General features: G+C 71.5%; 11 protein-coding genes and 1 tRNA gene. 9 read left to right on the top strand and 3 right to left on the bottom strand.

Annotation, left to right across the window (positions count from 1 at the left end; translation table 11 throughout):
• The first annotated feature begins 115 nt into the window (after positions 1-115).
• Positions 116-1,030, top strand: coding sequence for a phosphodiesterase (locus tag Q9S71_RS11920; RefSeq protein WP_311862527.1), 915 nt, complete (start codon positions 116-118; stop codon positions 1,028-1,030).
• Here the strand turns inward: Q9S71_RS11920 and Q9S71_RS11915 are convergent.
• Complete coding sequence (locus Q9S71_RS11915) at positions 990-2,558, bottom strand: stealth conserved region 3 domain-containing protein (protein WP_311862526.1); 1,569 nt, start codon at positions 2,556-2,558, stop codon at positions 990-992. The genes Q9S71_RS11920 and Q9S71_RS11915 overlap by 41 nt on opposite strands.
• Before the next feature lie 94 nt (positions 2,559-2,652).
• Between Q9S71_RS11915 and mgrA the strand changes: the two genes are divergently transcribed.
• Genes mgrA through Q9S71_RS11890 form a run of 5 tightly spaced genes read left to right on the top strand, consistent with a single transcriptional unit; the run spans position 2,653 to position 8,135 of the window.
• A complete protein-coding gene (gene mgrA / locus Q9S71_RS11910) occupies positions 2,653-3,726 on the top strand; it encodes an L-glyceraldehyde 3-phosphate reductase (protein WP_217530424.1) in 1,074 nt (357 codons plus the stop codon).
• On the top strand, positions 3,723-4,649 hold the full coding sequence (locus Q9S71_RS11905) for a 4-(cytidine 5'-diphospho)-2-C-methyl-D-erythritol kinase (protein WP_311862525.1): 927 nt from the start codon (positions 3,723-3,725) through the stop codon (positions 4,647-4,649). The genes mgrA and Q9S71_RS11905 overlap by 4 nt, the downstream gene beginning before the upstream one ends.
• 33 nt (positions 4,650-4,682) lie before the next feature.
• Positions 4,683-5,993: a GNAT family N-acetyltransferase gene (locus Q9S71_RS11900; protein ID WP_311862524.1), complete on the top strand. Its 1,311-nt coding sequence runs from the start codon at positions 4,683-4,685 to the stop codon at positions 5,991-5,993.
• 2 nt (positions 5,994-5,995) lie between these two features.
• On the top strand, positions 5,996-6,295 hold the full coding sequence (locus Q9S71_RS11895; RefSeq protein WP_311862523.1) for a hypothetical protein: 300 nt from the start codon (positions 5,996-5,998) through the stop codon (positions 6,293-6,295).
• Positions 6,296-6,326: 31 nt separating this feature from the next.
• Positions 6,327-8,135, top strand: coding sequence for an ABC-F family ATP-binding cassette domain-containing protein (locus tag Q9S71_RS11890; RefSeq protein ID WP_311862522.1), 1,809 nt, complete (start codon positions 6,327-6,329; stop codon positions 8,133-8,135).
• Here the strand turns inward: Q9S71_RS11890 and Q9S71_RS11885 are convergent, their stop codons facing one another.
• Positions 8,136-9,050 carry a pseudouridine synthase gene (locus Q9S71_RS11885; protein ID WP_311863276.1) on the bottom strand — a complete coding sequence of 305 codons (915 nt, stop codon included), beginning with the start codon at positions 9,048-9,050 and terminating at the stop codon, positions 8,136-8,138.
• A 12-nt stretch (positions 9,051-9,062) separates the two neighbouring features.
• On the bottom strand, positions 9,063-9,560 hold the full coding sequence (locus Q9S71_RS11880) for a MarR family winged helix-turn-helix transcriptional regulator (RefSeq protein ID WP_064001725.1): 498 nt from the start codon (positions 9,558-9,560) through the stop codon (positions 9,063-9,065).
• Positions 9,561-9,664: 104 nt separating this feature from the next.
• On the opposite strand from Q9S71_RS11880, the gene Q9S71_RS11875 reads away from it, so the two are divergent.
• The 3 genes from Q9S71_RS11875 (at position 9,665) to Q9S71_RS11865 (ending at position 12,222) form a co-directional block, all read left to right on the top strand.
• Positions 9,665-9,736, top strand: a tRNA-Gln gene (locus Q9S71_RS11875).
• Position 9,737: 1 nt separating this feature from the next.
• Positions 9,738-11,213 (top strand): bifunctional UDP-N-acetylglucosamine diphosphorylase/glucosamine-1-phosphate N-acetyltransferase GlmU, encoded by a 1,476-nt coding sequence (gene glmU, locus Q9S71_RS11870; RefSeq protein WP_217530413.1) that lies wholly within the window; start codon positions 9,738-9,740, stop codon positions 11,211-11,213.
• Positions 11,185-12,222: a ribose-phosphate diphosphokinase gene (locus tag Q9S71_RS11865; RefSeq protein WP_311862521.1), complete on the top strand. Its 1,038-nt coding sequence runs from the start codon at positions 11,185-11,187 to the stop codon at positions 12,220-12,222. The genes glmU and Q9S71_RS11865 overlap by 29 nt, the downstream gene beginning before the upstream one ends.
• Positions 12,223-12,281 lie beyond the last annotated feature (59 nt).

Here is a 12,281-nt window from a genome sequence, read left to right as displayed (position 1 = left end):
GCATCCGGTCGCGAGGTCTTCGCGCGTCGTTCACCGCGCGTTCCCGAAACATGCCGGTAACATTTCGGAGCAAGGCGGGGGTACCCGAGCCTCCGCACCGACGGAAGAAGTGACCATGCGCCGCGCCGAGCATCCGGCCGCCGAACGGATCCTGCTCCACCTCAGTGACACGCACCTGCGCGGTCCCGGCCCCCGCCTGTTCGACAGCGTCGACGGCGAGGCCTCGCTCACCGCCGCCCTCCGGGCCATCGAGTCCAGCGGCATCGCCCCCGACGCCGTCGTCTTCACGGGCGACCTCGTCGACCTCGGCGAAGTCGCCGCGTACGACGCGATCCGCGCGCTCGTCGAGCCCTTCGCCGAGCGTCTGGGCGCCCGCCTGCTCTGGGTCATGGGCAACCACGACGACCGGGGCGCGTTCCGTTCCCGACTGCTCGACGACACCCCCACCGACCCGACGGCGCCCTACGACCGCGTCGACGAGCTCGACGGCCTCCGCATCGTGACGCTCGACACGAGCGTGCCCGGCCACCACCACGGCGAGCTCTCCGCCGCCCAGCTGCGCTGGCTGCGGAACGTCCTCGCCACCCCGGCGCCGCTCGGCACCGTGCTGGCGATGCACCACCCGCCCGTCCCGAGCGTGCTGCCGCTCGCGGCGAGCGTCGAGCTGCGCGACCAGCGCCGGCTCGCCGAGGTCGTGCGCGGCACGGACGTGCGCGCGATCATCGCCGGCCACCTGCACTACTCGACGTTCGCGACCTTCGCCGGCATCCCCGTCTCGGTCGCCTCATCGACGTGCTACGCGCAGGACCTCACGGTCCCGGTCGGCGGCACGCGGCCGCAGGACGGCGCCCAGGCGTACAACATGGTGCACGTCTACGACGACACGGTCGTCCACTCGGTGGTCCCGATCGACGTCTCCGCGCCGCTCGAGTACATCGACCCGGACGAGGCTCAGCGTCGTCTGCGGGAAGCCGGTGTCAGCGGGTCGGTCACGCGTGCAGCTCGACCGGGCGTGCCGGCGCTGCACTGACGGCCGGGTCCTCCCACGGCGCACGGATCGGAAAGAGGCGCTCGAGCAGCCCCGTCACGGCCCGCACCCGGACGGGCTCGGGCACCTCGTGGTCGCCGCCGTCGTTGAGGCAGAACATGTCGACGTCGCCGCGCTCGGCGAGCTTCTCCATGCGCCGCAGCGACGCCGCCTGCGTGGTCTGGAAGTACCGCACCCGCGGTGCCGTCGAGGCGATCGCCCGGCCGGTGAACTGCGCGTAGTAGTGATACAGGCAGTTGGTCACCGAGACGTCGGTCGCGGAACGGAAGCGGGATGCCGCCGTCCGCCGGATCTCCTCGGGGAACTCCCGCTCGAGCTCGAACATCACAGAGCGGCGCAGGGGCGCTGCGCAGTGCTCGAGGTCGCGGACGATCGTGCGGCCGAAGCGCTCCTGCAGCAGTTCGCGGTTCAGGCGCAGCGCGTTGTCGTGCCCGCTGCGGGCGACGCGGCGCGGGCCCGTGCCGATGCGGACGTCGCACTCGACGAACGACGAGACGCCGGCGGGGGAGAAGAAGAGCTCCGGGGAGAGCGGCCGCCCGAAGAACATGTCGTCGTTGGAGTAAAGGAAGTGCTCCGACAGGCCCTCGATGCGATGCAGCTGCGCCTCGACGGCGTGCGAGTTGTGCGTCGGGAGCACGGCGGGGTCCTCGAAGAACTCCTCGCTGCGGACGATCGTCACCTTGGGGTGGTCGAGCAGCCACGCCGGGGCGGGGGAGTCGGTCGCGATGAAGATGCGACGCACCCACGGCGCGTACATGTGGACGCTCCGCAGTGCGTAGCGCAGCTCGTCGACGTGGCGGTAGCGGGCGGGACCGTCGTCGCCGTCGCCGACGACGTACTCCGAGAGCTGCGCGGCGCGCTGACGCTGGAACTCCGACGACGACCCGTCGACCCAGGAGAACACCATGTCGATCTCATGCGTGACGTCGCCCGGGTGCGGGTCGAACATCCCGTCCAGGGTCTGCCACGTGCGCCCGTAGCGCTCCACCGTGGCCGGTTCGACGTCCTCGGCGGCGAACACGCGACGCGTGAGGTCGTTCGCGTGGGGCGCTTCGACGAGCTCCTCGCCGAAGCGCCAGAACTCGACGCGCACGCCGCAACCGGCTCCGTAACGGAGCTCGCCGGCCACGCGGGGCCGGAAGACGCGCACGGACGACGGGCCGGAGGCGCGCAGGCGCAGTTCGCCGAAAGGCACCGGCGTGCCGCCTTTCGCCTTCGCGTAGATCGGTTCGGTGACGGCACGGTCCGAGAGCGCGGCGAGGGCGCGAGCCCGGTGGGCGAGGTCGACGACGAGCCCGGGGACCGAGCGCGAGTGACGGATGAGGAGATGGGGGATCCCGGCATCGGCGAGCGTGTCGGCGATCAGCAGCAGGTCGTCGATGCGGGCCTGCTCGGGGGTGGTGTCGTCATGGCGCAGGTGCAGCATGCCTCCGATGAGGACGATGTCCTCGCGCTCGAGGAGAGCGGTCCAGGAACCACCCTCGGTCGGCAGTGCAGTCAGTCGCGCCATATGTTCTCCCTTTGTGTGCGTCTCCGGTCGGGCAAGACTAGGTCTCCGTCGTTTCACCGACGTTTCGGGTGCCCATCGTCGATAGCCTGGGGGGATGACCGACTACGCGGACCGCTTCCCTCCGTCGCGCAACGGCGACACCCACCGCCCCTATCAGGCGGCATCCTCCCGCTACGATGCGGGGGCGTTCCGCCAGGTCGGCTCGAGCGGCCTGTATCTGCCGGCGATCTCGCTGGGACTCTGGTGGAACTTCGGGGACAACATCCCCTTCGACAACCAGCGTACTCTGCTCCGCCACGCCTTCGATCGGGGCGTCACCCACTTCGACCTGGCGAACAACTACGGCCCGCCGTTCGGGTCCGCCGAGACGAACTTCGGGCGCATGATGCGCGAGGACTTCGCGCCCTACCGCGACGAGATCCTCATCTCGTCGAAGGCCGGATACGACATGTGGCCGGGCCCCTACGGCAACAACGGGTCGCGCAAGTACCTCATCGCGAGCGCCGAGCAGTCGCTGAAGCGGATGAGCGTCGACTACGTCGACATCTTCTACTCGCACCGCGCCGACCCGGTGACCCCCATCGAGGAGACGATCGGTGCCCTCGACACCCTCGTCCGGCAGGGCAAGGCGCTCTACGTCGGGATCTCGTCGTACAGCGCCGAGCGCACCGAGGAGGCGGTGGCCGTCGCGAAGGACCTCGGGACGCCGCTGGTCATCCATCAGCCCTCGTACTCGATCCTGAACCGTTGGGTCGAGGACGGTCTGACCGACTCGCTGCGCGCCGCCGGCATGGGCGCGATCGCGTTCACGCCGCTCGCGCAGGGCCTGCTGACCGACAAGTACCTCGGCGACGGCACGGCCGACCGGGCGCAGAGCCGGTTCTCGCTGCCCGACGGACAGCTCAACCAGAAGGCGCTCGACACCCTGCGCGGGCTCAACGACATCGCTCAGCAGCGCGGCCAGACGCTCGCGCAGATGGCGATCCAGTGGATCCTCCGCGACGATGTCGTGACGTCGGCGCTCATCGGAGCCTCGCGGCCCGAGCAGCTGGATCAGAACCTCGCCGCGACCGAGGGCGCCCCGTTCGACGACGACGAGCTCGCTCGTATCGACGCGCTCTCGGGTGCGATCGACGTCGACCTGTGGGCCGACTCGGCGAACGCGTGAGCCTGAGCATCGACCCGGCCCGGCGCGTGCACGTACGCGCGCCGGGCAAGCTCAATCTCTTCTTCGACGTGGGGGCCGTCGGCGACGACGGCTACCACGAGGTCGCATCGGTCTACCAGGCGGTGTCGCTGTTCGAGGACCTCTGGGCCTCGCACGACGAGGGCTTCCACCTCACCGTGACCGGCGACGTCGACGTGTCGGGCGTCCCGCTCGACGAGCGCAACCTCGCGCTCCGTGCGGCGCGCGCCGTGACCGAGTCGGTCGGCTGGGAGGGCGGCATCCGTCTGCAGATCCACAAGGGCGTCCCGGTGGCGGGCGGCATGGGCGGAGGGTCGGCGGATGCCGCCGCCGCCCTCGTCGCCGTCAACGAGCTGATCGACGCCGGCCTGTCGACCGCCGAGCTCCACGCCCTCGGCGCGCGACTCGGCGCGGACGTGCCTTTCGCGCTGCTGGGCGGCACCGCCGTCGGCACCGGGCGCGGCGACGAGCTCGCCCCGGCGCTCGGCCGCGGCCGCTTCGCATGGGTGCTCGTCACCGACGGCGACGGGCTCTCGACCCCCGAGGTCTACGGCACCCTCGACCGGCTGCGCGAGACGGCCGACATCCGTCCCGGGCGCCTCATGCCGGAGGTCGATCCCGCGGTGCTGCGCGCCCTGCGGTCGGGGGATGCCGCGGCCCTGGCCGCCGCGATCCGCAACGACCTCCAGCTGGCCGCCGTTCACCTGCGTCCGGCTCTCGCCGACGTGCTCGACGCGGGCCTGGCCGCCGGGGCCCTGGGTGGACTCGTGTCGGGATCGGGCCCGACGGTCGCGTTCCTCGCGGCCGACGACGCGCACGCGGACGGGATCGCGGCCCACCTGGCCGAGCAGGGGCACACCTCCCACGCGGTCACGGGACCGGTCGCCGGCACGCGGATCCTCTGACGCGCGTCGGCGGCTCCCCGTAGCCTGGGACGCATGACCTCCCTCGGCGATGCCTTCCACTCCGCTCCGCTCGACGAGACCCTCCGCGCGGCGATCGAGGCCGACGGCCTCCGCATCGACCGCGTCGGCGACGACGACCGTGCCGCGTCGGACCGGTGGACGGATGCCGTGGCCCGCGGCTTCCTCGACGGCGAACGCAACGACCTGCAGCGCGGCGAGGCCTTCGCGCGGAGCCGCTACCGTCGCAAGATCGGTGTGTACGACCCCGCCGCCGTCCAGCCCGACGAGCCGGTCACGACGTTCGCGTCGTGGATCGCCGAGCTCACCTTGCCCGGCGGTGCCGCCATCCCGATGTGCGCGATCAGCGCCGTCACCGTCGCGCCCACGCACCGCCGCCGGCGTCTGCTCTCGCGGGTCATGGCGGGGGAGCTGCGCACCGCCGTGGCGCAGGGCGCGCCGATCGCGGGCCTGACGGTGAGCGAGTCCGGCATCTACGGCCGGTTCGGGTTCGCCCCCGCCGCGGCGGCGACCTCGTGGGAGATCCGGACGCGCCGCGCCGGGTGGATCGGGCCTGTCGCACCGGGCCGGCTCGACTACGTCACGCGCGAGCAGGCGAGGGATGCCGCCGCCGCGCTGCACGAGCGCACGCGGCTCGCCTCGCCCGGCGAGATCGCGATGCCGGGCGGGCACTGGGACCGCACGTACGGTACGCGGCCCGACGCCGAGAAGGCGGAGCGACTCCGCGCCGTGCAGTACCGCTCACCCGAGGGCGAGGTCGAGGGTGTCGCGCTGTACTCGGTCAGCGAGAACGACGACGACTGGTCCGCCTCGAACGCCACGGTGCACCAGCTCCTGGCGGTGACCGATGCCGCCTACGCCGGGCTCTGGCGCTTCCTCCTCTCGCTCGATCTCATCGGTACCGTCCGGGCCAGCGAGCTCTCGCTCGACGAGCCGCTCTGGTGGATGATCGCCGACCAGCGCGCCGCCCGCATCACGATCGCGGACCACCACTACCTGCGCATCCTCGACGTCCCGACGGTGCTCGCGGCCCGCGGGTACGACGTCGACGACGTGGTGGCGCTCGAGGTCACCGATCCGCTCGGGATCGCCGACGGCACGTTCGTCCTGTCGGCGGGGGAGAAGCCGGGCGTCGACGTGGTCGACGAGGCGCCCCTCGGCATCCCGCGGGCGACTCTGGGGGTCGCAGAGCTGTCGGCGATCCTGCTCGGCGGCGTCTCGCCCGTCACCCTCGCCCGCGCGGGACGCATCGAGACCGACGACGCGCACCGCCTCGCCCGCGTGTTCGCCTCGACCACCACGCCGCGACTGAGTTTCTGGTACTGAGCATGACGGTCCTCGGATGGACGGCCTTCGCCCTCGGCGGCATCCTCTTCCTCTGGTCGTTGGCCGCGACGCTTCGGGCGAACCGCGGCGTTCTCGTGCCCTACAACCGCGCGCCCGCGGTCGTGCCCCGCGGCACCGTCGCCGCACGATCGATCGGTGCGGTGATGTTCGTCGTCGCGGCCGTGGCACTGGGGAGCGCGCAGGGCCCGTGGGTGGTGCTGGTGCCGGTGGCGGTCCTGGCGGCGGGGCTCCTCGCGATGATCGATCACAACCGCCGGGCGAGCGCCGCCGACGCGGACTGAACCGCCGCCCGCGCCGCGTAGCCTGGAGGCGATGGCACATCTTCTCGGGGCCGAGGCCCTGCACCTGGAGTACCCGACCAAGGTCGTCTTCGACGGCGTCTCGCTCGGTGTCGACGAGGGCGACCGCATCGGCATCGTCGGCCGCAACGGCGACGGCAAATCGAGCCTCATGGCGATGCTGGCGGGGCGGCGCGAGCCGGACTCCGGCCGCGTGACGGTGCGCGGCGGCGTGACGATCGGTGTGCTCGAGCAGACCGACGTGCTGCCCGACGACCTCACCGTGGGTCGCGCGGTGGTCGGCGACGGACCCGAGCACGAGTGGGCCGGCGACCCGCGCGTGCGCGACGTCATTGCGGGTCTCCTCTCGGACCTCGACTGGGATGCCGCCATCGGCACGCTCTCGGGCGGTCAGCGCCGTCGTGTCGCCCTCGCGCAGTTGCTCACCGGTGACTGGGACGTCCTGGCGCTCGACGAACCCACGAACCATCTCGACGTCGAGGGCATCGCCTGGCTCGCCGAGCACCTGAAGCGACGGTGGTCGGCGGCCTCGGGTGCGCTCATGGTCGTCACCCACGACCGGTGGTTCCTCGACGAGGTCTGCACGAAGACGTGGGAGGTGCACGACCGCATCGTCGAGCCCTTCGACGGCGGCTACGCGGCCTACATCCTGCAGCGCGTCGAGCGCGACCGGCAGGCCGCCTCGATCGAGGCGCGCCGGCAGAACCTCGCCCGCAAGGAGCTCGCCTGGCTGCGCCGGGGTGCCCCCGCGCGCACGAGCAAACCGAAGTTCCGCATCGACGCCGCCAACGAGCTCATCGCCGACGTCCCCGAGATCCGTGATCGTGTCTCGCTGCAATCGCTGGCCGTCGCACGGCTCGGCAAGGACGTCGTGGACCTGCTCGACGCGGGGGTCAGCTACGACGGCCGCGAGATTCTGCGCGACGTCGAGTGGCGCATCGCGCCGGGGGAGCGCACCGGCATCCTGGGCGTCAACGGGGCCGGCAAGTCGACGCTCCTGGGCCTCGTCTCCGGTGCCGTCCAGCCGACCGCCGGACGCGTCAAGCACGGCAAGACGGTCAAGGTCGCCACCCTCACGCAACGAATGGACGAGCTCGACCCGCACCTCGACGAGCCCGTCCGCGTCGTCGTCTCGCGCCTGCGGACGACGTACACGTTCGGGGCCGGGTCGAAGGCGCAGGAGCTCACGCCGGGTCAGCTGCTCGAGCGCATGGGATTCTCGTCTGCTCAGCTCTCGACGCCGGTCAAAGACCTGTCGGGTGGTCAGAAGCGCCGCCTGCAGCTGCTGCTGATCCTGCTCGACCAGCCGAACGTCCTCATCCTCGACGAGCCGACGAACGACCTCGACACCGACATGCTCGCCGCCATCGAGGACCTCCTCGACTCGTGGGCGGGCACCCTCATCGTCGTCTCGCACGACCGCTACTTCATGGAGCGCGTCACCGATCAGCAGTACGCCGTCATGGGGGGTACGCTCCGGCATCTGCCCGGCGGGATCGAGGAGTACCTGCGCCTGCGGGCCGCTCAGCCGCAGGCGACAGGGGCGGCGCCCACCGCGGGACGTCAGGCGGATGCCGTCGCACCACCGGCATCCGCTCTCAGCGGAGCCGAGCGACGCGCGGCCGAGAAGGAGGTCACGAGCCTCGAGCGCCGCATCGCGAAACTGAGCGATCAGATCGCCACGGCGCGCACGGCCCTGGCCGATCACGACCAGGCCGACTACGTCGGGCTCGGCGAGAAGATGCAGCACATCACCGCGATGGAGGCCGAGGTCGCCGAGGCCGAGGAGCGCTGGTTCGAGCTGAGCGAGCAGCTCGGCTGATCAGGCGCGCGGCGCTTCGCGCAGGCGGAGCCCGGTCGTGAACTCGCGCGGACGGCCCGACAGCGGGTCGACGAAGCGCAGTTCGCGTGCCAGCAGCTGCAGCGGGCGGTCGGGGTCGTCGGGCGCCTCGTCGAGCAGGTCGGGGTAGAACCGGTCGCCGAGGATGCCGAGACCGATCCCGGCGAGGTGCGATCGGAGCTGATGCATGCGCCCGGTCCGGGGATGAAGCCGCAGGTGCGCCCGGTCGGCGATGACCCGGATCGCCTCGACGCGCGTCTCGGCATTCGGCTCACGGTCCTCGTGCACGATCGCCCGCAGGCTCCCGCGGGAGCTCGTGAGGTGCGAACGGATGACGAGGGGGAGCTCCGGCATCCCGCCGGCGGGGACGGCGGTGACGGCCTCGTAGACCTTGTCGACGGCCCGGTCGGCGAACAGGGTCTGGTAAGCGCCGCGGGTCGCGGGGCGCACGGAGAACATGACGAGACCGGCGGTGGCACGGTCGAGGCGGTGGATCGGCGTCAGATCCGGGTTGTCGAACCGCTGTCGCAGTCGGACGAGCGCCGAATTGCGCAGGAAGCCGCCGCCGGGCGTCGTCGGGAGGAAGTGCGGCTTGTCCACGACGAGCAGATCGTCGTCGAGGTGGCGCACCGTCACCTCGTACGGGATGTCGGGCTCGTCGGGCGGCTCCCGGTAGTACCAGATGAAGTCCTCCGCACCGAGCGGGGTCTCCCGCGTGAGCCGCGTGCCGTCGAAGGCGACCACCTCGCCCCGGTCGAAGCGGCTGAGGAGGATCTCGGGGTCGATGTGCGCGAACCGGCCCGTCACGTAGTCCGCGATCGTCGCCCAGGGCCCGGTCCGCGGCACGCGCAGACGCGTGGGACCGACCCCGTCACGGACGGGAAGGGGTGCGCGCATCGCCATCGCGGATCAGACGTCGAATCCGAGGCTCAGCTTGCGCAGGAGCGCGGCGAGCCGGTCCCGGTCGGCGCGCGAGAGCTGGCCGAGGAGCTCGGCCTCGGCGTCCACGAGGCGGGTGATCGCGGCATCCACTCGATTCCGCCCCTCCTCGGTGAGGGTCACTAAGACACCGCGGCCGTCGCCGGGGTCGGCCGCGCGCACGACGAGGCGACGGTCGACGAGCCGGTCGATGCGGTTGGTCATCGTGCCGCTCGAGACGAGCGTCTGCTGCAGCAGCTGCTTGGGGCTGAGGGTGTACGGCTCGCCCGCGCGGCGGAGAGCCGACAGCACGTCCCACTCCCACGGTTCCAGGTCGCTGCGCTGGAAGGCCTCGCGACGGGCGCGGTCGAGGTGGCGCGACAGCCGGTCCACCCGCGAGAGCACCTCGAGCGGCGAGAAGTCCAGATCGGGTCGCTGCGCGATCCAGGCGCTCACGATCCGGTCGACCTCGTCGTGTTCGGGAGCCATCCCCTCATCATCGCAGAGCGGCTGCGGCGCCCGTGTCCGAGGTGGGCCGCCCGCGCGCGCATGGCAGACTTGTCGGGCGGCCACCGGACCCCGGAGCGCCGCGGTCCGCCGTGGTGTAATGGCAGCACGACAGCCTTTGGAGCTGTGAGGTCTAGGTTCGAGTCCTGGCGGCGGAGCATGACCGAGAACGCGCTCGACCCCCGCCTCGCCGTCGTCATCCTCGCCGCCGGGCAGGGGACGCGGATGAAGTCCTCACTCCCGAAGGTGCTGCACCGCATCAGTGGCCGTCCGCTCGTCGGGCACGTACTCGACACCGCGCGCGACCTCGCTCCGGCGCACGTCGTCGTGGTCGTCCGTCACGAGCGCGACCAGGTCGCGGCGGCCGTCCTCGGTGTCGCTCCCGAGGTCGTCGTGGTCGACCAGGACGAGATCCCCGGCACCGGCCGCGCCGTCGAGATCGCCCTCGACGCCCTCGTCGGCTTCGAGGGCGACGTCCTGGTGCTGAGCGGAGACTGCCCCCTCGCCGACGCCGACACCCTCGGCGCCTTCGTGTCCGAGCACCGCACCGCGCAGGCCGACGCGACCCTCATGACCGCCGTCGTCGACGATCCCACCGGGTACGGCCGCATCATCCGCGAGAGCGACGGCAGCGTGGCGCGCATCGTCGAGCAGAAGGATGCCTCGCCCGACGAAGCGGCCGTCAGCGAGGTCAACGCGGGGATGTACGTCTTCGCCGCCGCCGCGCTCCGCGAGCACCTGCCGCAGGTGGGGACGGCGAACGCGCAGAACGAGAAGTACCTCACCGACACCGTCGCGCTGCTGCGCCGCGCGGGGCGGCGGGTCGCGGCATCCGTCGCGAAGGACCCGACCGTCACGTACGGCGTCAACGACCGCGTGCAGCTGTCCGAGGTGGGCCGACTGCTGAACGCGCGGACCGTCCGTCGCTGGCAGCTCGCGGGGGTCACCGTCCTCGATCCCGCCACGACGTGGATCGACGTCACGGCGACCCTCGCGCCCGACGTGACCGTCCTCCCCAACACCCACATCCTGCGGGCGACGAGCATCGCCGAGGGCGCGACCGTCGGCCCCGACACGAGCCTCGTCGACTGCGAGGTCGGGCGCGGCGCGACCGTCACCCGCACCGACGCGACCCTCGCCGTCATCGGCGCGGACGCGACCGTGGGACCCTTCGCCTACGTCCGGCCCGGCACCGAGTTGGGGGAGCGCGGCAAGATCGGCACGTTCGTCGAGACGAAGAACTCCACGATCGGCGAGGGCAGCAAGGTCCCGCACCTCTCGTACGTCGGCGACACGACGATCGGGCGCAACGTCAACCTCGGCGCCGGCGCCATCACCGCCAATTACGACGACCTCACGAAGCACCGCACCGAGATCGCCGACGAGGTGCACGCCGGCTCGCACAACGTGTTCGTCGCGCCCGTTAGGATCGGTGAAGGCGCGAAGACGGGTGCGGGAGCCGTGATCCGCAAGGATGTTCCGGCCGGCGCCCTCGCGCTCAGCATCGCCCCCCAGCGGAACGTCGCCGGGTGGGTCGAGAACAATCGACCGGGAACGGGAGCGGCAGAAGCCGCCGCTCGCGCCCGGTCCGCACAGGAAGCTGGCGATGGGTCGCAAGAAGCAGCAGACGGTTGACCTCGACACCGAGCGCGGGATCGCCCCGGGCCTGGTGGCCAAGACCAAGAAGCGGCTCGTCGTCGCCTCGGGTCGCTCCCACGAGGAGCTCTCCGCCGAGGTCGCCACAGCGCTCGGCACCCAGCTCGTTCCGACCGAGCACCGCACGTTCGCCTCGGGGGAGATCCTCACCCGCTTCGAGGTGTCGATCCGCGGCTGCGACTTCTTCCTGATCCAGAGCTTCGGACCGCCCGTCAACGAATGGCTGATGGAGACGCTCATCATGCTGGATGCCGCCAAGCGCGCATCCGCGAAGCGCATCACCGTCGTCGCGCCGTACTTCCCGTACTCCCGGCAGGACAAGAAGGGTCGCGGCCGCGAGCCGATCAGCGCCCGCCTCGTCGCCGACCTGTTCAAGACGGCCGGCGCCGACCGCGTCATGAGCGTCGACCTGCACGCCGCGCAGATCCAGGGCTTCTTCGACGGTCCCGTCGACCACCTGTTCGCCAAGCCCGTGCTGCTGGAGTATTTCGAGAACACGCTGTCGGCCGAGGACCGCGCCAAGCTCACGGTCGTCTCGCCCGACACCGGCCGCGTGCGCGTCGCCGACACCTGGTCGGACAGCCTCGGCGCGCCGCTCGCGATCATCCACAAGCGCCGTGACCCGAACGTGGCGAACCAGGTCACGGTCAACGAGATCGTCGGACAGGTCGAGGGCCGGGTCTGCCTGCTCGTCGACGACATGATCGACACCGGCGGCACGATCGTCAAGGCGGCCCAGGCGCTCAAGGCCAACGGGGCGGAGCGTGTCATCGTCGCGGCGACGCACGCGATCTTCAGCGACCCCGCCGCCGAGCGGCTGCAGGACCCCTCGATCGATGAGGTCGTCGTCACCGACACCGTACCGCTGCCCCCCGAGAAGCGCTTCCCGGCCCTCACGATCCTCCCGATCGCGCCGCTGCTGGCCCGCGCCATCCGCGAAGTCTTCGAGGACGGTTCGGTCACGAGCATGTTCGACGGCGCAGCCTGAGGGACGACTCCTTCCGGTTCGCAGGAAATCCATAGACTCCTGCAAGGATCGCCCTGTCG

It is taken from the genome of Microbacterium gawkjiense (assembly GCF_031932225.1).
GTDB lineage: Bacteria > Actinomycetota > Actinomycetes > Actinomycetales > Microbacteriaceae > Microbacterium > Microbacterium gawkjiense.
Note: the sequence above shows the minus strand (reverse complement) of the source record. Positions and strands in the feature narration are given on the sequence as shown.